Here is a 25,830-nt window from a genome sequence, read left to right as displayed (position 1 = left end):
TCACTGCTGGGAGCGAATAGGGGAATAGCGTACTTTACCCCAGCTACTCCAGGCGTGCATCTTGCCTGGCCGCTGGCGCTGGCGAGACCGTGAGAGAGCGCCGGCGAGCGGCCATGAAAAAGCGCCCGCCGCCATGGGCGGTGGGCGCTTGAAGGGCATGTCTTGACGCGCATGCCCTGACGTTCATGTCGCTATCAGGTGCGGCTGTTGTTGTAGGTCTCTTCGTTGAGCTCGCCTTCGCTTTTCCCCACCAGGGTGGTGACCATCAGGTCGCCCGCCACGTTCACGCTGGTGCGGGCCATGTCCAGGATGCGGTCGATACCGGCAACGACGGCGATGGCTTCCAGCGGCAGGCCAATCTGCGCCATCACGATCGACAGCATGATCAAGCCTGCGCCAGGCACCCCAGCGGTGCCAATCGAGGCCAGGGTGCCGGTAGCGACGATCATGGCGTAATCCACCATGGTGAGGTCCGTGCCGGTCATCTGGGCAATGAACAGTACCACCACCCCTTGGTAAAGCGCCGTGCCATCCATGTTGATGGTGGCCCCTACCGGCAGCACGAAGCCCGAGACGCCTTCCGAAACCCCCAGATTTTTCTGGGCACAGCGAATGGACACCGGCAGCGTGCCCGCCGACGACGCCGAGGAAAACGCCACGACGATGGCGTCCAGGCTGCCTTTCAGATAGCGCACCGGGTTCAGGCGGCCAATCAGCGAAATGAACCCGGAGTAGACCACCAGCACGTGCAGGATGCTGGCCAGATAGACCACGCCAATCAGCTTGGCCAGCGGCAGCAGGATCTCCAGCCCGTATTGCCCGGAGACGTGGGCGATCAAGCCGAACACGCCAAACGGGGCAAACGCCATGACCAGCCCGGTCAGCTTGTACATGGCTTCGGCGAAGCTGTCGAAGACCTTCATGACCGGCTCGCCTTTCTCACCGATCAGCGTCAGCGAGATGCCCAGGCCAATGGCAAACACGATGATTTGCATGATGTTGCCGTTGGCCAGCGCATCGATGGGGTTGCGCGGCACCAGATTGATCAGAATGGACATCAGCGATGGCGCCTCGTTGGGCGACACCTCTGCGTCGAAGCTCAATCCCACACCGGTGCCCGGCTGCAGCAGCGTCGACAGAATCAGGCCGATACTGATGGCAAAGGCCGTGGTCACCAGATACAGCGCGATGGTTCGCGCGCCGATACGGCCCATTTTCTGCGGATCGCGCATGGAGGTGATGCCCACCACCAGCGTCGAAAAGACCAGCGGCACGATCAGCATCATGATCGCGTTAATGAAAATATCACCCAGCGGCTTGAAGATGCTGGCCGTCTCGCCCAGCAACGCCCCGGCCAAGATACCCAGCGCCAGGCCCGCCAGAATTTTCTTCCACAGCGCGATACCGCGCCACCACGCAAACTTTCCCTGCTGTGCTGTTTCCTGCACTGCGATTCTCCTGTTAGGTCACCATTATTAGCGATTCGTGAAGCGAATCGTCGCGCACTCTACCACTTTTGGCTAATGGGGTGACCTATCAAGGCGCTGTTGCCATGGCTCCCGTCCGCGCTTTTGCCTACAATGGTCGCCTTTGTCGCGCCCTGGGCGGCGCGTGTCATTGAATTCTGGCCAAGGGATACCTCATGCTCGATCCGAAACTGCTGCGCGGTGATCTGGAGACGACGGCGCAACAACTGGCCCGGCGGGGCTTCGAACTCGATACAGCGGCACTGCAGGCGCTGGAGTCGCGCCGTCGTGAGTTGCAGACTCAGACCGAGCAGCTGCAAAACGAGCGCAACATGCGTTCCAAGGCAATTGGCAAGGCCAAGGCCAACGGCGAAGACATCCAGCCGCTGTTGGATGAAGTAAGTGACCTGGGCGACCGCCTGGACAAGGCCAAGAAAGAGTTGGCTGAGGTCCAGGAGGAGTGGGACGATGCCATCAGCGGTATTCCGAACCTGCCCCATGACAGCGTGCCGGAAGGCAAGAACGAAGACGACAACGTCGAGTTGCACCGCTGGGGCACGCCCCGTGAGTTCGACTTCGAGGTGCTGGACCACGTGGACCTGGGCAAGCGTTCGGGCTATCTGGATTTTGAACTGGCGGCCAAGCTGACCGGGGCGCGGTTTGCTGTCATGCGTGGGCCGATTGCGCGCCTGCATCGTGCACTGGCACAGTTCATGCTGGATACGCAAACCCAGCAGCATGGTTACGAAGAGTGCTATGTGCCCTACATGGTGAATCGCGATTCGCTGATGGGAACGGGGCAACTGCCGAAATTTGGTGAAGACCTGTTCAAGCTCGACGATGAGCGAGAGTACCATCTGATTCCCACCTCCGAGGTGCCGCTGACCAACTTTGTGCGCGACGAGATCGTCGAGCTGTCGGCGCTACCCATGAAGCTGACCGCGCACACGCCCTGTTTTCGCAGCGAGGCTGGTTCTCATGGGCGCGATACCCGGGGCATGATCCGTCAGCACCAGTTCGACAAGGTCGAAATGGTGCAAATCGTCGAGCCCGACAAGAGCTACGCGGCGCTGGAGGAGATGCGCGAGCATGCCGAGGCGATTCTGCAGGCTCTGGAACTGCCTTACCGGGTCGTGACGCTCTGCACAGGGGATATGGGCTTTGGGGCAGCGAAAACCTACGACCTGGAAGTGTGGCTGCCCAGCCAGAACACCTACCGGGAAATTTCATCGGTCTCCAACTGCGAAGACTTCCAGGCGCGTCGCATGCAGGCCCGCTACCGCCACCCGGATTCGAAAAAGCCGCTGTTGCTGCATACGTTGAACGGTTCGGGGCTGGCGGTAGGGCGGTGCCTGCTGGCGGTATTGGAGAACCACCAGCAGGCGGATGGCTCGATTAGCGTGCCGGCGCCTCTTCAGCGCTATCTGGGCGGTCAGGAGCGTCTTGCCCTGTAATGGCCCACTCGACGTTCACGCCAGCATCGATGCGAATGGTGCCGGGGCGATAGTCGCTGGCTGAGCCGCTACCCACGGCGTCACTCTCGGCGCGCATGGCCATCATGCGTGGCTGGAAGATGGGCGCCTGGGTCTCTTCGATACGCTGGACATGGCCCAGCTCCACGCCAAGGGTGGTGGCCATCAGGTCAGCCTTGTGACGGGCCTTCTCCAGTGCCTTGGTCAATGCCTCATCGGTGGCGGCGTCGCGGTCGTGCAGGTCAAACTGCACGCCATCCAGGGCATTGACCCCCGCGCCGATCAGCGCGTCCAGCACATCCCCCAGCTGTTCTACGTCAGCCAGTTCGACGCTGAACGGGCGTTCGAGACGCGTACGCATCAGGTTCTCCTGCTCGCCGTCGTCACTACGCGGGCCTGCCACGTACTCGGGGTAGACGTTGAGCGAGCCCGCCGTGATGGCGCGCTGCTCGATGCCCGCTTCCTCGATGGCCGCAATCAGCTCACTGGCGCGCTGCTCCAGGCGCTGTCGGGCGTCGCTCAGCTCATCGCTTCGGGTATCTTCCAGGGCAGACACGGCAGAGGTGTTTTCCCACAGGCGTGCGCTGAGCGTCGCCTTGTCGGGCTCGACTTCGACCCACGACTGCGCTTGCACGAAGACGCCAGGGGGAGGGGGGGCCGCCTGGGTGATGGGGGCGACCAACAGCGCGAGCAGGGCGCCTCCCAACACGCCATGACGAAGGCGTTTGACAGGGTGGCGCAGCCGATTGACGGAGTTGAGCTGGGTGTTCATGGAGTCACTTCCTTGCTGAGAGAGCCAATGTGTTGTGAGAGCGAATGTGGGTCATTACCCGCAGCTTTGAAGCAGAGATACACGGAAAGTTCACAGGCTAATGAGTCGTGATGATGTCTTTCTCAATAGGTGCACGGTTTGTGCATTGTCACGCCAGCAGCCATTATGTACGGATAACATGCTAAGGATCAGGCTATGTCGAAGTTGTCAGATGAGGATTATCGCAGTATTCCACTTAACGCTACCCTGGCGCTGGCCGCGCTGGTGGTCATCGTTGCCGGAATGAAAGTAGGTGCCGATCTGCTGGTGCCTTTGCTATTGGCGGTGTTCATTGCGGTGGTGTGCACGTCGCCAGTGCAGTGGCTGCATGGCTGGGGGCTGAGCCGGCGTACGGCAGCCATGCTGACGCTGCTGGTGCTACTGGCCTTCATTTCCCTGATTGGCCTGCTGGTGGTCAACAGCTTCGGCACTTTCGTGGAAGCGCTGCCGGACATCGAGGCGCGCTTGTACGAGCATTACTGGAATTTGCTCAATACGCTGGCGTCCCATGGCTTGGCGATCAACCCGGAACAGCTGAGTTCGGCGTTTGCCATGGAAGACGATGGCTCATGGGTTGCCCTGCTGCTGGGAGAGCTGGGCTCGCTGTTCATGCAGGGCACCATCGTGGCGCTGTTGGTGATCTTCATGCTGTTCGAGACGCTGCACTTTCGTGACAAGGTCTCGCGCGCGTTGGAAAACCCTGCGCCTAGCCTGAAACGTTTCAGCGAGTTCAGCTTGACCCTGAAGCGCTATCTGGCCGTGAAGACGGTCATCAGCCTGGCCACCGGTGTTCTGGTGTGGCTTTCCTGCCTGATGGTAGGGGTCGATTTCCCGCTGCTCTGGGGGGTGCTGGCCTTTGCCCTCAACTTCATTCCCAACATTGGCTCTGCTCTGGCGGCCATTCCTCCTGTCTTGCTGCTGCTGGTGTCTCAGGATGGCGGTGTGCTGCAGGCATTCATGCTGGCGTCGGCCTATTTGGTCATCAACTTCATTCTGGGCAATCTGGTCGAGCCGCGGGTCATGGGGCAGGCGCTGGGGCTATCCACCTTCGTGGCGTTTCTTTCCCTGGTGGTATGGGGCTGGATTTTCGGCGCGGCGGGTATGTTGCTGTCGGTAGTGCTGACCATGACGCTCAAGATTGCCTTGGACAGTCATCCACAAACGCGCTGGATGGCGCACCTGTTAGGGCCTGGCAAGCAGCGCCGTTCGACTCTTCAGCCGGGCGATGCGCGGCGGCCACCGCTGAAGCGGGACAAGCAGGAGCAGTAGGGCAGGCAAGGGCGGGAGGGGCAATCACCGCTGGCGAGGCCAGCGGTGATTGGAAGTGCTCAGGCGTTCTGGTCGATGAACTGAGTCAGTTGCGACTTGGACTGCGCGCCGACCAGCGAAGCGACCTTGGTGCCCGACTTGAACAGCATGACCGTGGGCACGCCACGTACACCCTGCTCAGCGGCAATTTCCGGTGCATCGTCTACGTTGACGCTGACGACTTTCAGATTGTCGCCGCGCTCGGCAGCGACTTCATCGACCACAGGTGCCATGACTTTACATGGGCCGCACCAGGGGGCCCAGAATTTGAGCAGGACAGGCTGTTCGGCGTTGAGGACTTCTTGCTCAAAATTGGCGTTGGTGACATCAACATTGTTAGCCATTTGCTTCTCCCGTTTGCGTTGCTCTTGCAGTTACGTTGCCTCAAATGGAGCAACGGTCTATACGCGATTTACCAGCGCTCTTTCACCGCGCCAAGTTGCCAGATGTTAGCGGTCACGGCGGATGCTGGCAAATTCCAGATGCGTTTTGCGCTGAAATAGAAAAAATTAATGGATGTTGATAGCGATGATTTTTTATACTATATGGGAATTATAGATCGTTTTTTTATTCACAATTATGCTCGTTGAGCGTCATGCTCCGAGCATCGGGCAGGTACGCAGTGGCAGCAGCGCGGGGCGTTTTGGGACGTTTCCCGGCATCGAACATTAGGTGAGGATATGAAGCTACAGCAACTTCGCTATATCTGGGAAGTCAATCGACATAACCTGAATGTGTCAGCAACTGCCCAGAGTCTGTTTACCTCTCAGCCAGGTATTTCCAAGCAGATTCGCCTGCTGGAAGACGAATTGGGCGTGGAGATCTTTGCTCGCAGTGGCAAGCATCTCACGCGTGTCACCCCCGCTGGCCAGTCGATCATCGAGCTGGCCGGGCAAGTGCTCAAGCTTGCCGAAAACATCAAGCAGGTAGCCCAGGAGCACAGCGACGAGCGCCGTGGCAGCCTGGCCATTGCGACCACCCATACCCAGGCCCGCTATGCGCTGCCGCCGATCATCAGCGAATTCACGCTCAAGTATCCAGACGTGGCGCTGCACATGCAGCAGGGTACGCCCAAGCAAATTGCCCAGATGGTGAGTGAAGGGCAGGCGGACTTTGCCATTGCCACCGAGTCGCTGGAGCTGTTTACCGACCTGGTGTTGCTGCCCTGCTACCGCTGGAATCGCTGCATACTGGTACCCAAGGAGCACCCGCTCGCTTCGCTGGAGGGGCCGCTCACACTTGATGCTCTGGCCGAGTATCCCTTGGTGACCTACGTCTTTGGCTTCACCGGGCGCTCGCAGCTGGACGATGCCTTCAAGGCCAAGGGGTTGACCCCCAACGTCGTGCTGACGGCTGCCGATGCCGACGTCATCAAGACCTATGTGCGCCTGGGCATGGGAGTGGGCATCGTGGCCCATATGGCGGTGGACCCTACGCAGGATGACGACCTGGTGGCGCTGGACGCCAGCCACTTGTTTGCCAGCTCCACCACCAAGATCGGCATTCGTCGTGGCACGTTCATGCGCGGGTACATGTATGACTTCCTGGCGCGCTTTGCCCCCCACCTGACCCGCGACCGAGTGGATGAAGCGCTCACGGCAGGGCCCCGCCATGAGCACGCGCTGTTCGAAGGTGTCGAGCTACCCGAATATTGAGCGCGGCCAGCGATTCAGGGTTGATAAACCTACTCACCGTCCTGCTCACCGACTAACTCACCGCCCTGTTCACCGCCCCCATGGTGTGGTGAACAGGGCGGTGAGTTCGTCAAGTGGCTATATCAATGCTGCAGGTGCAGCCCACATTCGCGTTTCTCTTCCACCTTGGTGGGGTCGAAGTAGTCGAAGTTGTTGGGCAGGTCATGGGCCTGCAGGTATTCGTACATGTCCTTGGCGGTCCACTTCAGTAGCGGCGCCACTTTCAGCAGGCCGTCGCTGTTGCGGCTAACGGACTGCATCTTGGCTCGCTCCGGCGTGTCTTCGGCGCGCAGGGCGGTGAACCAGATGTCGGGCCGCATGGTGGCCAGGGCGCGCTCGAACGGCTCGATCTTCACTTCCTGAGTGAACGCCGCATGGCGCGGGTCGTCGATGCCCGGCATGGGGCCGTCCAGGGCCTCCCGGTGCGCGCGGGTGCGCTGGGGTAAAAAGCTCACCAGGTTGAGGTCGAGCCGTCGAATCACGTCATCGGCAAACCGGTAGGTAGCCTCGGTGTTGTAACCGCTGTCCATCCAGACAATGGGGATATCAGGGCGAACCTGCGTCACCATGTGCAGAATCACGGCTTCGAACGGGCGGAAATTGGTGGTGCAAATAGGGCGCTCGCCCTGACGAAACGCCCACTCGATCAACCCTTGCGGGTCGTTGGCGTACTCTTGATGAATGGCTTCGAGAGCTGAGGACATGCTGTTTCCTGTTGAAAAGCGTGCGATGCCCTTAGGCTACCAAAGCCCTGTGTGGTGCCCCAATACCGTTTGGTTTGGGTTTTATATTCCTTTCTGATGTAACAATGCTTCTTTGTTATTCCAAAGCGCTGATCTATTCCAGAGCACCGATCAGGTGACGGATCTTGTCGAGGGTTTCCGTGTACTCCTCGTCTGCCTGAGAGTCGGCGACCAGTCCGCCGCCGCCCCATACATGCAGGCTGCCATGATCGGCCAGCATGGTGCGAATGGCAATCGAGGTGTCCATGCTGCCGCGGGTGTCGATATAGCCCAGGCTTCCGCAATAGACACTACGCTGGCAGGGTTCCAGCTCATCGATGATCTGCATGGCGCGTATCTTGGGTGCGCCGGTGATCGAGCCGCCGGGGAAGGCCGCCGTGAGCAGCGAAAGCGGTGAGTGTGAGGGCGCCAACTCCCCCTGAACGACGCTGACCAGATGGTGCACGTTGGGGTAGCTTTCCAGTTGGCAAAGCTGCGGCACACGTATCGAACCGGGGGTGCAGACCCGCCCGAGATCGTTACGCAGCAGGTCGACGATCATCACGTTCTCAGCTCGATCCTTGGAGCTGTCGAGCAGCTCCTCGGCTAGCGCCTGGTCTTTTGCGGGCGTATCGCCGCGGGGTCTGGTGCCCTTGATGGGGCGAGTTTCGACACGGCCATCACGGCACTGAATGAAGCGCTCGGGCGACAGCGACAGCACCGCCTGGCCCTGCCAGGCCATATACCCCGAGAAAGGCGTCGGTGTGGCGCGTCGCAGCTGCAGATAGGCTTGCCACTCATCCCCTTCGTAGCGGGCAGAGAAGCGCTGTGCAAGATTGATCTGGTAGCAGTCACCGGCGCGGATATAGCGCTGTACGGCCTCGAAGCGCTCGGTATATTCGGCCTGGTTGAGCTGGGCCTTGAACGGCTGCGTCAGCGTGAAAGGCTCGCCTGCTGGCGGGGCTTCTTCCAGCCAGGCCAGCACCTCTCGACGGCGCGCATCGCTGGCCACCAGCCAGGCTTGTCGGGTGACGTGGTCAAAGGTGATGCACCAGTCATACAGGCCCAGGCGGGCCAGCGGCAGTTGGGTGGCGGGCGGGTGCTGGCTGGACACCGAACAGTCTTGGCGGCCCAGGTCGTAGCTCCAGTAGCCGATCAAGCCGCCCAGAAAGGGCAGGTCGCTGTCGAGGGTGGGCACGGGCAGCTGTTCCAGCAGCCACTGCTGTTGCGCTGTACTGTCACTGCCAATATGCGCCGCTAGTGTTAGCGTAGAAGAGCTGAGATGTGCTTGATGATCTGCGCAGATTTCCAGCGTGGCCAGCGGGTCGCTGCTGAGGATGTCATACCGGCCGCTGGTGGCCACGGGTCGGCCGCTGTCCAGCAGCACCGCCCCGGGCCGTTGCCGTAAGCGGGCAAAGGTGTCCAGGGGGTCGGAGAAGTAGGGCAGAGCGGAGATCGTCAACGCCGTTGTCATGAAGCAAACGCCAATCCGGAAAGGGCGGCACATTTTAGGGTGCTCGCGCCAAGGACACCAGCCGCGTTTATCGACGGCGTTCTCACGTAAGCAGGCGGTGAGAGGATGCCGCACAAGAGATTGTAGACATTTATGCAGGAGGTCTCGTCAGGCGTGCAACGAAAGGTGAATAAAAACGCTTATTTTCCGAGGTTGACGTCAGAAAAGGGGAGGGCTAAAGTTTCATCATTCCTTAATTGTCGACAATTAACCATGACCTTACTTGCTTCCACTTCACCACTACCGGACGGCGACGCCAGCGACGTCGTCTCGCCAGAAGTACGCACACTGGCCGAGCGTGTGTTTCACCAGTTGCAAAGCGCCATTGTCCGTGGGGAACTGGCGCCTGGCAGCAAAATCACTGAGCCTGGGCTTTCGAAGACCTACGGGATCTCTAGGGGGCCGCTGCGCGAGGCCATGCGGCGCCTCGAGGCCCACCGATTGATCGAGCGCGTGCCCCATGTGGGCGCCCGGGTCGTCAAGCTTTCCATGAAAGAGCTGCTGGAGCTTTTCGACGTGCGCGAAGCGCTGGAAAGCATGGCGGCGCGGCTGGCGGCCGAGCACATGTCTGCCGAGGAAATCCAGGGGCTGCGAGACGTTTTGGCGCTGCACGAAAGCCAGAGCGATCTCAAACGTGGGGAAGCCTATTACCAGCGCGAAGGCGATCTCGATTTCCATTATCGCATCGTTCAGGGCAGTCACAACAAAATGTTGATGAACCTGCTGTGTGACGACCTCTACTACTTGGTGCGCCTCTATCGCACGCAGTTCAGCGCCAGCGGTACCCGCCCTCAGCGGGCGTTCGTGGAGCACCACCGGATTGTCGATGCCATCGAGGCCGGCGATGCCGAGCTGGCCGAGCTGTTGATGCGTCGCCATGTCAGCGCGTCACGGGCGAACGTGGCAGACCGCTACGCCGCCATTCTTGAACAACAAACAACAACCGAAGACAGGAGCTGATGTCATGACCGCTTCATCCACTTCTCGCCTGAGCCCTGGTGGGCGCTTTCGTGCCGCGCTGGAAGCCCAGCGCCCGCTGCCCATCCTGGGCACCATCAATGCCTATACGGCCATGATGGCCCAGCGCGTGGGGCACCAGGCCATTTACCTCTCCGGCGGCGGCGTGGCCAATGCCTCCTTCGGCCTGCCGGATCTGGGCATGACGACCATGAACGACGTGGTCGAGGATGCACATCGCATCTGTGCTGCCACGGAGCTTCCACTGCTGGTGGATATCGATACCGGCTGGGGCGGCGCGTTCAACATTGCGCGCACCGTGAAAGAGATGCAGCGTGCCGGAGTCGCCGCAGTGCATCTGGAAGATCAGGTCGCTCAGAAGCGCTGCGGTCATCGCCCCAACAAGGCGATCGTTTCCCAGCAGGAGATGGTGGACCGCATCAAGGCTGCGGCCGATGCGAAGCTGGATCCGGATTTCTATCTCATCGCACGTACCGATGCGTTCCAGAAAGAGGGGCTCGATGCCGCCATCGAGCGCGCCAACGCCTGCGTGGAAGCGGGAGCCGATGCCATCTTCGCCGAGGCCGTGCATACCCTCGACGACTATCGCGCCTTCTGCCAGCGCGTCAATGCGCCGATTCTGGCCAATATCACCGAGTTTGGCGCCACGCCGCTGTTCAGCCAGCAGGAGTTAGGGGACGTCGGCTGCCGGATGGTGCTCTATCCGCTGTCGGCTTTCCGTGCCATGAACGCAGCGGCCCTGAAGGTTTACCAGAGCATTCTGGAGCATGGCCATCAGCGCGAGGTGGTCGACACCATGCAGACACGCGATGAGCTGTACGACTTCTTGAATTACCACGATTTCGAACAGAAGCTCGATGCGCTGTTCGCCGAACAAAAAGACGCTTGAGTGCGCAGGCAACACATCTAATAACAGTGACAATACTGAGTACGTCAGGAGACTACCATGGCTGATAAACCGCTAGCAGGTGCAGGATTACGTGGGCAGAGTGCGGGCTCGACGGCGCTGTGTACCGTGGGTAAAACCGGTTCCGGCTTGACCTATCGCGGCTTCGACATCAAGGAGCTGGCTGAGAAGGCCAAGTTCGAAGAAGTAGCGTACCTGCTGCTCAAGGGCAAGCTGCCCAATCAGGCGGAGCTCGATCATTACATTACCAAGCTGAAAGGTCTGCGTGGGCTGCCCGAGGCCCTGAAAACGGTGCTCGAGCAGATTCCCAAAGACGCCCATCCCATGGATGTGATGCGTACCGGTGCCTCCATGCTGGGCAATCTGGAAACCGAAGAGAGCTTCGATCAGCAGCAGGACGTGGCGGATCGGCTGCTGGCGGTGCTGCCGTCGATCATCTGCTACTGGTACCGCTTCAGCCACGACGGCGTGCGCATCGACACCCAGACCGACGACGACTCGGTGGGTGGCCACTTCCTGCATATGCTGCGTGGTGAGCCCGCTTCCGAGCTGCATGCTCGGGTCATGAACGTCTCGCTGATTCTCTATGCCGAGCACGAATTCAATGCCTCCACGTTCACCGCGCGGGTGTGTGCCTCGACGCTGTCGGATATGCACTCCTGTGTCACGGGGGCGATTGGCTCCCTGCGCGGCCCGCTGCACGGTGGCGCCAACGAGGCGGCCATGGCGATGATCGAGCACTGGCGCTCGCCCGAAGAAGCCGAGCGGGAGATGCTCGGAATGCTGGAGCGCAAAGAGAAGATCATGGGCTTTGGTCATGCCATCTACCGTGAGTCCGACCCGCGCAATGCGATCATCAAGGAGTGGTCGAAGAAGCTGGCTGACGACGTCGGCGACACCGTGCTCTACCCGGTATCGGTACGTTGCGAAGAGGTCATGTGGCGGGAGAAGAAGCTGTTCTGCAATGCCGATTTCTTCCACGCCAGCGCATACCACTTCATGGATATTCCGACCAAGCTGTTCACGCCCATCTTCGTCATGTCGCGGCTGACCGGCTGGGCCGCCCACGTATTCGAGCAGCGTGCCAATAACCGCATTATTCGCCCCAGCGCCGACTACATCGGCCCGGAGAAGAGCGAATGGGTGCCCATTGAAGCCCGTGACTAGGCGTTTGGCTCTGTGACCAAGTGAGAGGCATCATGAACACGAATTATCGCAAACCGCTGCCGAATGTGTCGGTGGCGGGCGCACCAGTGGACTTTTTCGATACGCGCCAGGCCGTCGAGGAGATCCAGCCCGGTGCCTATGCCCAGTTGCCCTATACGTCTCGGGTGCTGGCCGAGCAACTGGTTCGGCGCTGTGATCCGGCGCTGCTGACCGACGCCCTCAAGCAACTGATCGAGCGCAAGCAGGAGCTGGACTTTCCCTGGTACCCGGCCCGGGTGGTGTGCCACGATATCCTGGGCCAGACCGCGCTGGTCGACCTGGCCGGGCTGCGCGACGCCATCGCGGAGAAGGGCGGTGACCCTGCCAAGGTGAACCCGGTGGTACCGACGCAACTGATCGTCGACCACTCGCTGGCCGTGGAGCACGCCGGTTTCGAGAAGGACGCCTTCGAGAAGAATCGCCAGGTGGAAGATCGGCGTAACGACGACCGCTTTCACTTCATCAACTGGACCAAGCTGGCGTTCGAGAACGTCGACGTGATTCCTCCCGGCAACGGCATCATGCACCAGATCAACCTGGAAAAGATGTCTCCGGTGGTGCAATGCCGCCCGGATGAGCAGGGCGTGCAGGTGGCCTACCCGGACACCTGCGTGGGCACCGACAGCCACACGCCCATGGTGGACGCGCTGGGCGTGATTTCCGTGGGGGTCGGGGGGCTGGAAGCCGAGAGCGTGATGCTGGGCCGCGCCTCCATGATGCGCTTGCCCGATATCGTGGGTGTCGAGCTGACGGGTAAGCTGCAGCCCGGTATCACTGGCACCGACATGGTGCTGGCGATTACCGAGTTTCTGCGCCGCGAGCGCGTGGTCGGCGCCTATCTGGAGTTCTTCGGGGAAGGTGCCGACGCACTGTCGGTGGGGGATCGGGCGACCATCTCCAACATGACCCCGGAGTACGGCGCCACGGCGGCGATGTTCTATATCGACAACCAGACCATCGACTACCTCAAGCTGACCGGCCGTGACGATGAGCAAGTAGCCCTGGTGAAGGCCTACGCCCAGCATACCGGGCTCTGGGCCGATGACCTGACGCAGGTAGTCTACGAGCGCATCCTGCGCTTTGACCTGTCCAGCGTGACGCGTACCCTGGCGGGGCCTTCCAACCCTCATGCCCACCTGCCTACCACGGAGCTTGCCAAGCGCGGCATTGCCGTCGGGCTGGACAAGGCACGGGAAGAGGAGGCTGCAGGCAGGATGCCCGATGGGGCGGTGATCATTGCAGCCATCACCAGCTGCACCAATACGTCCAATCCACGCAACATGGTGGCGGCAGGCCTGATTGCCCGAAACGCCAACCGCCTTGGCCTGACCCGCAAGCCGTGGGTCAAGACCTCGCTGGCTCCGGGGTCGAAGACGGTCAAGATGTACCTGGAAGAAGCCGATCTGATGGGCGAGCTGGAAGCGCTGGGCTTCGGCGTCGTGGCATACGCCTGCACTACCTGCAACGGCATGTCCGGTGCATTGGAGCCGAGTATCCAGGAGGAGATCATTCGTCGCGATCTCTATGCCACGGCGGTGCTGTCGGGTAACCGCAACTTCGATGGGCGTATCCACCCTTACGCCAAACAGGCGTTTCTGGCCTCGCCGCCACTGGTGGTGGCCTATGCCATTGCGGGCACCATCCGTTTCGATATCGAACAGGACGTGCTGGGTCACGACGCCCAGGGCAATCCGGTCACCCTCAAGGACATCTGGCCGGAAGACAGCGAAATCGATGCCATCGTCAAGGCGTCGGTGAAGCCGGAGCAGTTCCGTGAAACCTACATTCCCATGTTCGACCTGGACAAGCGTGCCGGACCTCAGGTGAGCCCCCTCTACGAGTGGCGCCCGCACAGCACCTACATCCGGCGGCCTCCCTATTGGGAGGGCAACATGGCCCGGGAGCGAGGGCTGAAAGGCATGCGCCCGCTGGCCATCCTGCCGGACAACATCACCACGGACCACCTGTCGCCGTCCAATGCCATTCTCATGGACAGCGCCGCTGGCGAGTATCTGCATGCCATGGGTTTGCCGGAGGAGGACTTCAACTCCTACGCCACCCACCGCGGAGACCACCTGACCGCCCAGCGGGCCACCCTGGCCAATCCCAAGCTCTTCAATGAGATGGTGCACGACGAGCAGGGCAAGGTCATGCAAGGCTCGCTGGCGCGTATCGAGCCGGAAGGCACCGTGACCCGCATGTGGGAAGCCATCGAAACCTATATGGCGCGCAAACAGCCGCTGATCATCATCGCGGGTGCCGACTATGGCCAGGGGTCGTCTCGAGACTGGGCGGCCAAGGGCGTGGCTCTGGCCGGGGTCGAAGCGATCGTGGCAGAAGGCTTTGAACGTATCCACCGCACCAATCTGGTGGGTATGGGCGTGATGCCGCTGCAATTCGAGGAGGGCACGACTCGGAAAACGCTGGCGCTGGATGGCACCGAAATCTACGACGTGGAAGGAACGCCTGCACCCAGAGCCCAACTGACGCTGGTGATCCATCGCCAGCAGGGAGCTGTGGAGCGTGTGCCGGTGGTGTGCCGTCTGGACACCGCCGAGGAGGTCACCATCTACTCCGCCGGTGGTGTGCTGCAGCGCTTTGCGCAGGATTTTCTGGAATCCAGCGCCGCTGTCTAGCCGCGTTGTCCCAGCGTAGCACCGGAAGGGAAAGCCCAACGAGTGAACATCGACGGCCTGACGCGTGTCAGGCCGTTGTCAGGAGAGTGACCATGGCGCACGCAGCGCAGATGAGTATTCCCGCCACCTACATGCGAGGTGGCACCAGCAAAGGGGTGTTTTTCACCCTCAGTGACCTGCCTCCCGCTGCGCAGCAGCCGGGTGAGGCGCGAGACAGGCTGCTGTTGCGGGTGATGGGTAGCCCCGACCCCTATGAAAAACAGATCGATGGGATGGGCGGTGCCACGTCCAGCACCAGCAAGGCGGTGATTCTCTCGAAAAGTACTTCCCCGGAGCATGATGTGGATTACCTGTTTGGGCAGGTGTCCATCGACAAGCCTTTCGTGGACTGGAGCGGCAACTGCGGCAACTTGTCTGCGGCGGTGGGCCCCTATGCCGTGGCCAATGGGCTGGTCGACCCCGCGCGGGTGCCTGAAAACGGCGTCGTGGAAGTGCGCATCTGGCAGGTCAACATACAGAAAACCATCGTTTCTCAGGTGCCGATCAGCCACGGCGCCGTTCAGGAAACCGGAGACTTCGAGCTGGATGGCGTCACCTTTCCTGCTGCCGAGATTCCGGTGGCGTTTCTGGATCCTGCCGACGGTGAGGGGGCGATCTTCCCCACCGGGCAGCCGGTGGATGAGCTGGAGGTGCCCGGCATCGGAGTGCTCAAGGCGACGCTGATCAATGCGGGTATTCCTACCGTGTTCATCGATGCGCAAGCACTGGGTTACAGCGGCTGTGAGCTGCAAGAGGCGATCAACGGCGACCCGGATGCACTGGCCAGGTTCGAAAGAATACGTGCCTATGGGGCCGTCAAGATGGGGTTGATTGCCCATGTGGACGAGGCCGCCAGCCGTCAGCACACGCCCAAGGTGGCGTTCGTGGCACCACCGGCTGGCTATACGTCTTCCAGTGGGCAGCGGGTCGAGGCCGAGTCGATCGATCTGTTGGTCAGGGCGCTCTCCATGGGCAAGTTGCATCACGCCATGATGGGCACTGCGGCCGTGGCCATTGCCGCGGCAGCGGCCATTCAGGGGACACTGGTGAACCTGGCGGCAGGCGGCAGCGAACGGGAGTCGGTCACTTTTGGCCACCCCTCCGGCACGCTCAGGGTAGGCGCCAAGGCCAGCCTGGTGGAGGGACGCTGGCAAATCGATCAGGCGATCATGAGCCGCAGTGCTCGGGTATTGATGGAAGGGCGAGTGCGCGTGCCGGGTGATGTGCTGTAATCGACGGCAGGCACTGCTTTGACCACCCTGGTGGCCACTTGCTGAGTGGTGCCCGTCACGGTATAGGCGCAAGGCTTGCCGTGACGGGCGGGGTGGTCATGGTGTCGCGTGTGATGTGATTAATCCTCTACCACGACCTGGTCGCGCATCCGGTCAACGGTGGCCGGACCAATGCCGCTGACCCGTGTCAGGTCGTCAGCGCTCTCGAAAGCGCCGTTGGTTTCACGCTCCTCGATGATGGCGGCCGCCCGGCTGGGGCCAATGCCCGGCAGTTCCGCCAGCAGCTCGGCGTCGGCACTATTGACATTGATGGGGGCGATTGCCTGGGCCAGCGCGGCGCTGGACAAGCCCAGGCACAGTGACATCACGAGTGCGGCTACAAATCCCTTGAACGTTTTCTGCATGTGAAGTACCTCATCGGTGTTGGTTCGTCGCTCGGCTCGCCAAGAGCCAAGCCTCCTTGATCGCCAGCATGACCGAATTGCTTGCGTCCTTAGTCAACTTAATCTTTTGGCGCGCCTCGCGCTGTAAGCCATTGCCGACAGTTTTTGTAATCCGTTTGCCATGAGGGATGTCGGTAATCGCTTACACAGCCGCGTGACGAGGGCTGTTACACTAGCAGGGTGGCAGACCGTCGCCCATTGAACGGGTTCGTGACAGACATGAACCTTTCCATTGTTGATCTAACGAGCACGGAGTAAGCGCGTGTCCACCGACTCACCTATCATCATTGCCCTTGATTACCCTTCGCTTGACGCGGCCCTGTGCATGGCTGACCAGCTCGACCCGGCGCGTTGCCGTGTGAAGGTCGGCAAGGAGCTGTTCACGCGCAGCGGCCCAGCAGTACTGGAGGCATTGCATGGTCGGGGCTTCGAGGTATTCCTGGACCTCAAGTTTCACGACATTCCCAACACCACCGCCAGTGCGGTGCAGGCGGCGGCAGAGCAGGGCGTGTGGATGGTCAATGTTCATGCCTCCGGTGGGCGCAAGATGATGGAGGCCGCGGCCCAGCGGCTGGCGGAGCATCGTTTGAGCACGCACTTGATCGCCGTCACCGTACTGACCAGCATGCAGGAAGACGACCTGGCCAGTGTTGGCGTGAACGGTGGGGTCGACGCCCAAGTGGCCCGCCTCGCGGCGTTAACACATGCCAGTGGCCTGGCGGGAGTGGTGTGCTCTGCCCACGAGGCGGCGTCTCTCAAGGCCGAGTATGGCGATGCTTTCCTCAAGGTGACGCCGGGAATTCGTCCCCATTTCGCCGTGGCCAATGACCAGCAGCGCATCATGACGCCTGCAGAAGCCATGCAGGCCGGTAGCACTCATCTGGTCATCGGCAGGCCGGTCACTCAGGCAGAAGACCCAATGGCAGCATTGGTCGCTATCGAAAGCGAGCTGGCGAGCGTCTGAGGCAGGAGGCGAGCGGCTATTCGCCCTGAACGCCCGTGACGGGTTTGATGGTGCCCCAGCGTCGGCAGCTGGGGCACTGCCAGCTCAGGCTGTCGCTGTTGAAGCCGCAGCGGCGGCAGCGGTGACGATGTCGGTCGGACAGCAGCTGGTCAGTGTGGTGCTTGAGCAGCAGCAAGCGTGTGTCGGGAGAAGCTTTGCCTGACAGTTTCTCGCTTTCGAGATAAAGATCCACCAGGTAGTCGAGGCCACCCAGGCTCGGCGCTTCTCGTAACCACGTGCCGATCCGCTCGATGGCGTTGTCGACTCCTTCTCGCTGGTGGATCAGGGCCCCCAGGGTAATCATGACGCTGGTGTAGGGGGCTTGCCCCAGCAGCCGATACAGGTGGTTTTCCAGGCCGTCCAGGTCATCGTTGCGGGTATAGGCCCGTTGCAGGACCGGCAGCATGGTGGGGACGTGGGCGATATCCTGTTGAAGTATATGGTCGAGCCGCTCGATGGCCTTGTCATGATGGCCGTTTTCCATATCGAGTTCGGCCAACAGCAGGGTAGCTCTGACGCAGCGCTCATCGAACTGCAGCGCTTTTTTCAGATGTTTGCGGGCCAGCGGGCGGCTTGCCTGGGCGATCTCCTGTTCTGCCAGTTCGCACAGCCAGTGGGCGGCGGGTCGGCGCATGGCAGGTTGCAGCTTCATCAGGGGCTGGGCGGTCTCCAGCGCTTCATGCCAGTCGTTTTCTCTTTCCAGCAGGTCGATCAGCAGTCGGCGCGCTTCCAGGCACATAGGCTCGCTGCTCGAGTGTTCGAGCACGCTGCGCAGCAGCCGCTGGGCGCGATCATGCACGCCCAGAGCGATGAAATCTCGCGCCAGCTCCAGTTGAACGTGTTCGTTGGTCTCTGCCGACAGGGCGGGGCGGGCCAGCAGGTTTTGATGGATGCTGACGGCCTTGTCCGCTTCACCGCGGGCGCGAAACAGCTTGCCCAGGGCGATGTGCGTCTCTACCGTCTCACTATTGATGTCGAGGGCATGGATGAAGGTGTTGATGGCTTCGTCGGGCTGCTCGTTGAGCAGATAGTTCAACCCGACGAAGTACTCTCGAGATAGATCGGGTGGGCGTGACAAAGGGACCTGCCGCTGGCGCCTGGTCGCATGTCTGACCCCAAGCGCAAAGCCCAGCACAATGGCGGTCAGCAGCACGCCCAGCAGCACGGCATCTTGCATTTATGCCAGTTCCTTGAACTCCTGGGTGCGGAGGCGGTCGAGCTCCTTGCGCTGTTGCTTGTTGTGGCGTTCGCTGCGCACCAGCTTGGCTCTCAGGCGTACGTACACGCCCAGCATGGCGATCATGCCGACCACCACGCCCAGCGTCAGCGTTGCCAGCAGCCAGACCGACAGCGAGACGGCAGGCAGCTCTGTCCAGATCAGGTTCAAGGCAATGGTCTGCTGGTTGTTGACGGCAAAAAGAATGCCGACCAGCAGCACTATCAGTAGAATGATGGCCAGAATCAGCCCTTTGATCCAACGCATGTGTGTTTCCTGGTTAGTGGCGTTCGCGGTAGTGCTATTGTGTCTGAGTCTAAGCGTGACGTCATCCCGAAGAACGTCGAAGGGGGCGTTTACTCAGGCTCAATAGCCCAGCGCTCGACTGGCGTCTACCTGTTCCCGCAGCTCTTTGCCGGGCTTGAAGTGGGGGACATATTTGCCGTCCAGTTCCACCGGGTCGCCCGTCTTGGGGTTTCTGCCGGTGCGTGGCTCGCGGTAGTGAAGTGAAAAGCTGCCAAAGCCCCGTATTTCTACTCGCCCGCCGCTGGACAAGGCATCGGTCATATCATCCAGGATGATACGCACTGCCGTTTCGACTTCCTTGGCGGATAGCTCCGGTTGACGCATCGCGATTTGTTCGATTAGTTCAGACTTGGTCATCGGTTGGCTCCCTGCAAACGTTAAAGGCCGTTCTTGCGCATGCGACCTCGATACCATCGAAATCAGCATACTTCGCCAAACGGCATAAAACAATTCAGATAAAACAAGGTACTAGCTTGGTGAGCTCAAGGCTGAGTAACAGCATAGGCGAAGCCGGGCGCTGGCGCGACCCTGTCGCTCCGGTATACTGCCTTTTCATTCCCTTTACGTGGAGAAGTGGCGTTGAACGACGATACATCCCCAGCAGCTGTGCTGCGCAAGCGGCTCTATTGGCACTCCCGTCGTGGCATGTGGGAGTTGGACTTGCTGTTGATTCCGTTTCTGGAGGCACGCTTCGAGTCGCTCAGCCATGAGCAGCAACTGACCTATCAAAGGTTGATCGAAGAGGAAGATCAGGATCTGTTCGTCTGGCTGATGCACCGCGAGTGGCCGGAAGACCCGGAGTTGCGTCAATTGGTCCAGATGATCGTCGAGCATGCAGAAACCACCGATAACGCTGCCTATCGTACGCTCTAACGTGGCCAGCGGCGTTCATGCAGCATTGTTGATGGGCTGCATGACGTTGCTGATGCTCCTCGTCAGCGCTGCTTGGATCGGGGTGGCCTTGGTGGTGGGGTTGGCGGTGTGGTGGGGCAGCCGCTGCCGTCAGCCGGCAGGAACATTGCAGCTCGTGCATACAGGGCAACACTGGGCGGCAAGCTGGTTGTTGCCTACTGGTGAACTGGGCCCCGAGCAGCCTGTGCGCTGTGACTATTTGGGGCCCTGGTTGGTGGGGCTGCGTGTCGGCAGCCAGCGTATCTGGATATGGCCTGACAGCCTGCCTGCCTCAGAGCAGCGCCAGCTGCGCCGCTGCCTGCACCGTCCCGGTCGTTAGCGCCTGGCGTTGGGCAGGTCGTCCAGCGTCAGTCGGGAAGGTTGGCTGTCTGGCTGGGCCGAGGGCCAATCGGTGGAGTAATGCAGGCCGCGTGACTCATGGCGTCGCAGGGCTGCCAGGGTGGTCAACTGTGCCAGGGCCAGTGCCTGGCCAAGCTGAAGGCTGTCGGGGTGCTGCCGCTCAGGATCCAGCGCTTTCAGGTTCTGCGCCATGTTCTCCAGCGCCGCATAAGCGCTGTTCAAGCCCTGCTCGCTGCGCACGATGGAAACATGCTGGCTCATCACGCTGCGCATGGCGTGGCGCAGCTCGTCGAGGGCGTTCCGGTCCACCTTGATGTGTGCATCAAAGGGCCTGTCAGCCAGCGCTTCAGAGAGTTGGCAAGGTGCCGTCTGCGGCTGGCTGAGCAGATGCAGGGCGCAGCTGCGGGCGTAGACCAGGCACTCCAGCAGGGAGTTGCTGGCCATGCGATTGGCGCCATGCAAGCCGGTATAGGCGGTCTCGCCGATGGCGTAAAGGTTGGGCACGTCGGTTGCGCCTGCGCTGTTGGTGGCAATGCCGCCGCAGCTGTAGTGGGCGGCGGGTACGACGGGAATGGGTTCCCGGGTGATGTCGATGCCCCGTGAGGCGCAGTGGGCCAGAATAGTCGGGAAGTGGTGGCGTAGGTTGGTGTCGCCCAGGTGGCGCACGTCGAGCCAGACATGCCCCAGCGTACCTTGCTGAATGTTGGCATCGATGGCGCGGGCCACGATGTCACGGGGCGCCAGTTCGGCACGCGCATCCAGCGCCAGCATGAAGCGCTCTCCCGCCTCGTTGAGCAGGTGGCCACCTTCTCCTCGCACGGCTTCGCTGATCAGAAACGCAGGGCCGTTGGGGTCGAACAGGCAGGTGGGGTGAAACTGCTGAAACTCCAGGTTGCACAGGGTGGCGCCCAGCTCGGCGGCCATCATCATGCCTTCTCCGCTGCTGGGGGCGGGGGTCGTCGTATGGCGATACAGGCCGCTGGCGCCGCCCGTTGCCAGTACGGTATGCGTAGCCAGCAGGTGGTGAAGATTGCCGCCGCTGTCGATGCCCAGTGCACCCAGGCAGTGGCCAGAGGCGTTCTGGAGCAGGTGCAGAATGGTCAGGTCGCTGCGCTGGGTGATGTTGGGGTGGACAGCGACTTTATCCAGCAGCGTATCGACCACGGCGCGGCCTGTGGCATCGTCGGCATGAATGATGCGTCTTGCGTTATGGCCGCCCTCTCGGGTGAGGTGAAAGGGGTAGCGGGCGCCGGGGTCCGGGTCTGGGGTAAACGGCACGCCATTGTCGATGAGCCACTGAATGGCCTGGGGGCCGTGGTCGACCGTAAAGCGTACGGCCGCTTCATCGCACAGGCCGTCCCCGGCAATCAGCGTGTCCTGGACATGGTCTTCGAGCTGGTCGTCGGGTGACAGGACGGCAGCAATCCCGCCCTGGGCCCAGCGGCTGGCCCCTTTGTCGTCCTGGGCAGGGCGCACCAGCAGCACCGAGCGTTGGTCGGCCACTTCCAGTGCCAGCGTCAAGCCGGCGACGCCCCCACCAATAATGACGATGTCGGATGTTGGCGTGCTCATTGGGCCCGCTCCTCCATGACTTACAAGTACAAGTGGGTGGCTAGCATCAAAAAGAACAGATGATAGGCGATGGCCAGACACAAAAAAAGCCGCGTCGATCAGATGATCTCGCAGCGTCGTCGTCTTTCATATTGGTGCCCGGAGCCGGACTTGAACCGGCACGGAGTTACCTCCGAGAGATTTTAAGTCTCTTGCGTCTACCAATTTCGCCATCCGGGCAGTGTGTCGAAGAGATCGATACACTGGGAAATGGAGGCTGGAGTCGGAATCGAACCGGCGTACACGGAGTTGCAGTCCGCTGCATAACCACTCTGCCATCCAGCCTGACAAGTCATTGGATTGAACCAAATTGGAGCGGGAAAGGAGATTCGAACTCCCGACCCTCGCCTTGGCAAGGCGATGCTCTACCACTGAGCTATTCCCGCTTGACTCGAGGGCGAATTATACGCATCGCCCAGCGATTGTCAATCAATTCGTTAAGTGCTTAAAAAAGCGAGCTTACCCTGCCTACATCGAACGACTGAGGTGCGGCCAGGCGGCGCGCAGGTACTGTATCATGGACCACAGGGTCAGGGTCGCTGCTGCATACAGTATGACCACGCCCAGCAGCGCAACGTCGTGTCCGGGCGGGAAGGCGAGCAAGACGAGAATGGCGACCATCTGCAGCGTGGTCTTGAGCTTGCCGATCCACGACACGGCCACCATGCCGCGTTTGCCCATTTCGGCCATCCACTCCCGAAGGGCGGAAATGACGATTTCTCGACCGATGATGACCAGAGCGGGGAGCGTCAATACCAGCGTGTCGAAGCGCTCGATGAGCAGCGCCAGTGCCACTGCGACCATCAGCTTGTCGGCCACCGGGTCCAGAAATGCGCCAAACGGTGTCGATTGGTTCCAGCGGCGGGCAAGATAGCCGTCCAGCCAGTCCGTCACCGATGCCAGGGCAAACAGCCCGGCCGCCATTGGCATGCTCCAGCCAAAGGGCAGGTAAAAGAGCACTACCAGAAGTGGGATGAACGCGATTCGTGCCAGTGTCAGTATGTTGGGTATATTCATCGCAGGGCGCGATCCTTGCCGGAGAATCATGAAAGTCGGAATGTAATGTGCCCGGTCATTCTATCCCCCTTGGCGCATTGCATCCATGTTAACCACCGCTTTATCCGTTCAGAGTGACATAAATCGTCTCCGCCAGGGCGGCGCTGATGCCCGGCACCCGAGTGAGTTCGTCACGGCTGGCCTTTTGCACGCCCTGCAGGCCGCCAAAAAACTTCAGCAATTCGCGGCGCCGCTTGGGGCCGATGCCGGGAATGTCCTGCAGGGTAGAGGTGCGTCGCGCCTTGTCGCGTGCTGCTCGGTGCCCCGCGATGGCGAAGCGGTGCGATTCATCGCGAATATGCTGAACGAGGTGCAGGGCGGGAGAGGCTGGTGCCAGTACCAGCGGGTTGTCGCTACTTTCCAGAAACAGGGTTTCGAGCCCGGCCTTGCGCGTGGTGCCTTTGGCCACGCCCAGCAGGACGATGCCTGGCACCTGCAGGTCGGTCAGCACTTGCCGTGCCATGTTCAATTGGCCCTTGCCGCCATCCACGATCAGCACGTCAGGCGCAATGGCTTCGCCACTTTTGACGCGTTTGAGGCGTCGCGTGAGCGCCTGTTGCATGGCGGCGTAGTCGTCGCCTGCGGCCACGCCTTCGATGCGAAAGTGGCGGTAGTCGCTCTTGCGTGGCCCTTGGTGGTCGAACACCACGCAGGAAGCCACGGTGGCTTCGCCCTGGCTGTGGCTGATGTCGAAGCACTCCAGGCGCTCCGGCAGTGAGGGTAGCCCCAGCGCTTGCTGCAGTGACGTGAAGCGTTCGGTGAGCTGCGTGGTGTTGGCCAACTGCGAGGCGAGCTGCTGTTCGGCATTGGTCATGGCCAGATGCTGCCACTGGGCGCGGTGCCCGCGCACCTGATGGGTCACGCGGACTTTTTTGCCCGCCTGCTGGGCAAGCGCGTCGGCAATCAGTGTGCCGTCTTCAAGCGGGAGATTGGTGATCACTTCACTGGGCACGCTGTGGGGTTGACCAAAATAGTATTGGCTGACCACTTCGGTGAGCAGTGCCTCGGGGGAAAGATCCAGGTCGTTCTTGGGCATGTGATGTCTTGCACCCAGCAGGCGCCCATCGCGTACGCTGAGGATGGAGATGCCCAGCGCGCCAGGGCGTTGAGCCAGCGCGAAAATATCCGCATCGCCGCTCTCGTTGTCGACGAACTGGCGTTGCTGCATCTGGCGCAACTGCTGGATCTGGTCACGCAGGCGGGCGGCTTCTTCAAAGTTGAGCGTCCGGCTCGCTGCCTCCATCTCTTCGGTAAGCAGTTGCGTCACATGTTCGCTCTTGCCTTCCAGGCACATGACCGCATGGTCGACATCCCGCTGGTACTCTGGCTGTGAAATGTAGTCCACGCAAGGGGCGCTGCAGCGCTCGATCTGGTATTGCAGGCACGGGCGAGAGCGATGGGCGAAGACGCTATCCTCGCAGTTGCGGATACGAAAGATTTTCTGCATCAGGGTCAGGCTTTCCCTGACTGCGCCGCTGCTGGGGTAGGGGCCAAGATACTTGCCGTCACCGCGCCGCTGTCGGGCTCGCTTGTACTCGAGGGCAGGGTATGGGTGGCGGTCGGTCACGAATACGAAAGGGTAGGATTTGTCGTCGCGCAGGAGAATGTTGTAGGGCGGACGTAGCTCCTTGATCAGGGTCTGTTCCAGCAGCAGCGCTTCGGTCTCGCTGCGCGTGACCGTGATCTGGATGTCGGCAATGCGCGAGACCATGGCCTGGGTCTTGGCATTGAGCTGGCCGCGAAAGTAGCTGGCCAGACGCGACTTGAGGCGCTTGGCCTTGCCGACGTAGAGCGCATTCTGCTGCTCATCCAGCATTTTATAGACGCCAGGAGAGGCGCTGACGGAGCTGAGGAACTGCTTGGCATCAAAGGACATGGCGTATCAACGGCGCTTCTTGTCGGCTGAAGCAGCGATGGTAGGTCTATCCCAGGATGGCGTCAAAGCCCTCGACCAGTCCATGGCGTAACGCCAGGTGGGTCAGCTCTACGTCAGTGGCTACCTGGAGCTTGTCAAACAGGCGGTAGCGGTAGGTGTTGACGGTTTTGGGACTTAGGTGCAATCGGTCCGAAATATCCTGTACGCGCTGGCAATTGACGATCATCAGGGCGATTTGCAATTCACGATGCGAGAGGTGGCTGAAAGGGTTGTCTTCATCGTCGAAATGGGAGAGTGCCAGCCGCTGGGCGATTTCCTGGCTGACATAGCGGCGCCCGTGAAAGACCTGGCGAATGGCATCGGTCATTTCCGTTGCATCGGCACCCTTGCTGAGAAAGCCTGACGCCCCTGCTTCGAGCATGTGCCGCAAGACGCTGTCTTCCAGATGTGCCGTGAGGATGATGACTTTGACGTCCGAAAGCGTGCGGTAGATACGGCGGGTCGCTTCCAGACCGCCAATGCCTGGCATGCGAATGTCCATCAATACGATGTCAGGCTTCAGTTGTCGGCTCTGTGTGACTGCGTTCTCACCATCATCCACTTCACCCACGATCTTGATATCGCTCTCTTCGTTCAGGAGGTGGGCGATGCTGGTTCTCACCAGGTGGTGATCATCGGCAATTAAAACGTTGATCAAGGGGCTGGCTCCTGCAGGTAATCATCGTGGACTGGGGCGATACGCACGCTGCGTTGACATAGAGTGCCACAGCTCTTGGCAAAGGAGAATTAGTTAATGCTTGTTCACTTTAACTCTTGACCTCGCGCAAACCATGGAGTAATATTTGCACCGCTGCCGCAATGGCAGCATGTGGGGCCTTAGCTCAGCTGGGAGAGCGCAACACTGGCAGTGTTGAGGTCAGCGGTTCGATCCCGCTAGGCTCCACCAAGATTTCGAAGCGCCGCGTATCTTACGCGGTGCTTTTCGTTTTGCCTGTCATTTTGACTGTCATGTAGCCTCTCATTTGAACTCTTTCTATCGCTGCGCTGCTATCGGCGCCCGTTCATGGGTGAGCGGGCGCCGCTG

At 60.8% G+C, this 25,830-nt stretch carries 24 protein-coding genes and 4 tRNA genes; 12 read left to right on the top strand and 16 right to left on the bottom strand.

All coding sequences use genetic code 11. From position 1 onward, the window contains the following. Positions 1-194 precede the first annotated feature (194 nt). A complete protein-coding gene (locus LG409_RS11490; RefSeq protein ID WP_039180974.1) occupies positions 195-1,448 on the bottom strand; it encodes a dicarboxylate/amino acid:cation symporter in 1,254 nt (417 codons plus the stop codon). A 194-nt stretch (positions 1,449-1,642) separates the two neighbouring features. Between LG409_RS11490 and serS the strand changes: the two genes are divergently transcribed. Continuing rightward, the gene (serS, locus tag LG409_RS11485; RefSeq protein ID WP_016914373.1) at positions 1,643-2,920 is read left to right on the top strand and encodes a serine--tRNA ligase; all 1,278 of its coding nucleotides are present in this window, start codon (positions 1,643-1,645) and stop codon (positions 2,918-2,920) included. Here the strand turns inward: serS and LG409_RS11480 are convergent. After that, entirely contained in the window at positions 2,862-3,710 is an 849-nt protein-coding gene (locus LG409_RS11480) for an SIMPL domain-containing protein (RefSeq protein WP_081195683.1), read from the bottom strand. The two genes, serS and LG409_RS11480, sit on opposite strands and share 59 nt — an antisense overlap. Positions 3,711-3,905: 195 nt before the next feature. Between LG409_RS11480 and LG409_RS11475 the strand changes: the two genes are divergently transcribed. Continuing rightward, on the top strand, positions 3,906-5,018 hold the full coding sequence (locus tag LG409_RS11475) for an AI-2E family transporter (RefSeq protein ID WP_039180972.1): 1,113 nt from the start codon (positions 3,906-3,908) through the stop codon (positions 5,016-5,018). Between the two features lie 59 nt (positions 5,019-5,077). On the opposite strand, the gene trxA is transcribed toward LG409_RS11475, so the two are convergent. Further along, positions 5,078-5,401, bottom strand: a complete 324-nt coding sequence (gene trxA, locus LG409_RS11470) for a thioredoxin (protein ID WP_016914369.1) — start codon at positions 5,399-5,401, stop codon at positions 5,078-5,080. Positions 5,402-5,737: 336 nt separating this feature from the next. Here trxA and cysB point away from each other — a divergent pair, with 336 nt between their 5' ends. Continuing rightward, positions 5,738-6,712: an HTH-type transcriptional regulator CysB gene (gene cysB / locus LG409_RS11465; protein WP_096922681.1), complete on the top strand. Its 975-nt coding sequence runs from the start codon at positions 5,738-5,740 to the stop codon at positions 6,710-6,712. Between the two features lie 122 nt (positions 6,713-6,834). Here the strand turns inward: cysB and LG409_RS11460 are convergent, their stop codons facing one another. Together LG409_RS11460 and pabB are read right to left on the bottom strand one after the other, a co-directional pair. Beyond that, positions 6,835-7,455, bottom strand: coding sequence for a phosphoadenosine phosphosulfate reductase domain-containing protein (locus tag LG409_RS11460; protein WP_039182500.1), 621 nt, complete (start codon positions 7,453-7,455; stop codon positions 6,835-6,837). A 133-nt stretch (positions 7,456-7,588) separates the two neighbouring features. After that, the gene (gene pabB, locus LG409_RS11455; protein WP_227406702.1) at positions 7,589-8,947 is read right to left on the bottom strand and encodes an aminodeoxychorismate synthase component I; all 1,359 of its coding nucleotides are present in this window, start codon (positions 8,945-8,947) and stop codon (positions 7,589-7,591) included. 252 nt (positions 8,948-9,199) lie between these two features. Between pabB and LG409_RS11450 the strand changes: the two genes are divergently transcribed. The 5 genes from LG409_RS11450 to prpF all read left to right on the top strand — a co-directional run bounded on the left by LG409_RS11450 (position 9,200) and on the right by prpF (position 15,984). After that, positions 9,200-9,946 carry a GntR family transcriptional regulator gene (locus LG409_RS11450; protein ID WP_227406701.1) on the top strand — a complete coding sequence of 249 codons (747 nt, stop codon included), beginning with the start codon at positions 9,200-9,202 and terminating at the stop codon, positions 9,944-9,946. A 4-nt stretch (positions 9,947-9,950) separates the two neighbouring features. Further along, the gene (gene prpB, locus LG409_RS11445) at positions 9,951-10,853 is read left to right on the top strand and encodes a methylisocitrate lyase (RefSeq protein WP_227406700.1); all 903 of its coding nucleotides are present in this window, start codon (positions 9,951-9,953) and stop codon (positions 10,851-10,853) included. 57 nt (positions 10,854-10,910) lie between these two features. Further along, positions 10,911-12,038, top strand: a complete 1,128-nt coding sequence (gene prpC / locus LG409_RS11440) for a bifunctional 2-methylcitrate synthase/citrate synthase (protein WP_062359127.1) — start codon at positions 10,911-10,913, stop codon at positions 12,036-12,038. Positions 12,039-12,070: 32 nt separating this feature from the next. Then, positions 12,071-14,713, top strand: a complete 2,643-nt coding sequence (gene acnD / locus LG409_RS11435) for a Fe/S-dependent 2-methylisocitrate dehydratase AcnD (protein WP_227406699.1) — start codon at positions 12,071-12,073, stop codon at positions 14,711-14,713. Between the two features lie 92 nt (positions 14,714-14,805). Then, positions 14,806-15,984 carry a 2-methylaconitate cis-trans isomerase PrpF gene (gene prpF / locus LG409_RS11430; protein WP_227406698.1) on the top strand — a complete coding sequence of 393 codons (1,179 nt, stop codon included), beginning with the start codon at positions 14,806-14,808 and terminating at the stop codon, positions 15,982-15,984. A gap of 119 nt (positions 15,985-16,103) precedes the next feature. Here prpF and LG409_RS11425 read toward each other — a convergent pair whose 3' ends face one another. After that, on the bottom strand, positions 16,104-16,388 hold the full coding sequence (locus LG409_RS11425; RefSeq protein WP_016914360.1) for a ComEA family DNA-binding protein: 285 nt from the start codon (positions 16,386-16,388) through the stop codon (positions 16,104-16,106). A gap of 301 nt (positions 16,389-16,689) precedes the next feature. Here LG409_RS11425 and pyrF point away from each other — a divergent pair, with 301 nt between their 5' ends. Continuing rightward, the gene (gene pyrF / locus LG409_RS11420; RefSeq protein ID WP_227406697.1) at positions 16,690-17,391 is read left to right on the top strand and encodes an orotidine-5'-phosphate decarboxylase; all 702 of its coding nucleotides are present in this window, start codon (positions 16,690-16,692) and stop codon (positions 17,389-17,391) included. Between the two features lie 16 nt (positions 17,392-17,407). On the opposite strand, the gene lapB is transcribed toward pyrF, so the two are convergent. The 3 genes from lapB to LG409_RS11405 form a co-directional block, all read right to left on the bottom strand. Beyond that, on the bottom strand, positions 17,408-18,607 hold the full coding sequence (lapB, locus tag LG409_RS11415; RefSeq protein WP_227406696.1) for a lipopolysaccharide assembly protein LapB: 1,200 nt from the start codon (positions 18,605-18,607) through the stop codon (positions 17,408-17,410). Next, positions 18,608-18,913 (bottom strand): lipopolysaccharide assembly protein LapA domain-containing protein, encoded by a 306-nt coding sequence (locus tag LG409_RS11410; RefSeq protein ID WP_039182525.1) that lies wholly within the window; start codon positions 18,911-18,913, stop codon positions 18,608-18,610. Positions 18,914-19,012: 99 nt separating this feature from the next. Beyond that, positions 19,013-19,366, bottom strand: a complete 354-nt coding sequence (locus LG409_RS11405; protein WP_254893852.1) for an integration host factor subunit beta — start codon at positions 19,364-19,366, stop codon at positions 19,013-19,015. A 165-nt stretch (positions 19,367-19,531) separates the two neighbouring features. On the opposite strand from LG409_RS11405, the gene LG409_RS11400 reads away from it, so the two are divergent. Together LG409_RS11400 and LG409_RS11395 are read left to right on the top strand one after the other, a co-directional pair. Continuing rightward, positions 19,532-19,825: an FAD assembly factor SdhE gene (locus LG409_RS11400; RefSeq protein ID WP_193462094.1), complete on the top strand. Its 294-nt coding sequence runs from the start codon at positions 19,532-19,534 to the stop codon at positions 19,823-19,825. Further along, complete coding sequence (locus LG409_RS11395; RefSeq protein WP_227406695.1) at positions 19,785-20,183, top strand: hypothetical protein; 399 nt, start codon at positions 19,785-19,787, stop codon at positions 20,181-20,183. The genes LG409_RS11400 and LG409_RS11395 overlap by 41 nt, the downstream gene beginning before the upstream one ends. Here the strand turns inward: LG409_RS11395 and nadB are convergent. The 7 genes from nadB to uvrY form a co-directional block, all read right to left on the bottom strand. After that, on the bottom strand, positions 20,180-21,775 hold the full coding sequence (nadB, locus tag LG409_RS11390; RefSeq protein WP_227406694.1) for an L-aspartate oxidase: 1,596 nt from the start codon (positions 21,773-21,775) through the stop codon (positions 20,180-20,182). The genes LG409_RS11395 and nadB overlap by 4 nt on opposite strands. Before the next feature lie 132 nt (positions 21,776-21,907). Continuing rightward, a tRNA-Leu gene (locus LG409_RS11385) sits at positions 21,908-21,994 on the bottom strand. A 31-nt stretch (positions 21,995-22,025) separates the two neighbouring features. Further along, positions 22,026-22,099: transfer RNA gene (locus tag LG409_RS11380), tRNA-Cys, on the bottom strand. Positions 22,100-22,125: 26 nt separating this feature from the next. Next, positions 22,126-22,200, bottom strand: a tRNA-Gly gene (locus LG409_RS11375). 82 nt (positions 22,201-22,282) lie between these two features. Further along, positions 22,283-22,831, bottom strand: a complete 549-nt coding sequence (gene pgsA, locus LG409_RS11370; RefSeq protein ID WP_039182535.1) for a CDP-diacylglycerol--glycerol-3-phosphate 3-phosphatidyltransferase — start codon at positions 22,829-22,831, stop codon at positions 22,283-22,285. Positions 22,832-22,931: 100 nt separating this feature from the next. Next, the gene (uvrC, locus tag LG409_RS11365; protein WP_039182538.1) at positions 22,932-24,746 is read right to left on the bottom strand and encodes an excinuclease ABC subunit UvrC; all 1,815 of its coding nucleotides are present in this window, start codon (positions 24,744-24,746) and stop codon (positions 22,932-22,934) included. A 46-nt stretch (positions 24,747-24,792) separates the two neighbouring features. Continuing rightward, positions 24,793-25,443: a UvrY/SirA/GacA family response regulator transcription factor gene (gene uvrY / locus LG409_RS11360; protein ID WP_227406693.1), complete on the bottom strand. Its 651-nt coding sequence runs from the start codon at positions 25,441-25,443 to the stop codon at positions 24,793-24,795. A gap of 173 nt (positions 25,444-25,616) precedes the next feature. Here uvrY and LG409_RS11355 point away from each other — a divergent pair. Beyond that, positions 25,617-25,692 (top strand) — tRNA-Ala (locus LG409_RS11355). The last annotated feature ends 138 nt before the right edge of the window (positions 25,693-25,830 follow it).

The organism is Halomonas sp. NyZ770, from assembly GCF_020616575.1.
Taxonomy (GTDB): Bacteria; Pseudomonadota; Gammaproteobacteria; order Pseudomonadales; family Halomonadaceae; genus Vreelandella; species Vreelandella hamiltonii.
The sequence above is the reverse complement of the archived record's forward strand: the minus strand, read 5'-3'. Positions and strand labels throughout refer to the sequence as shown.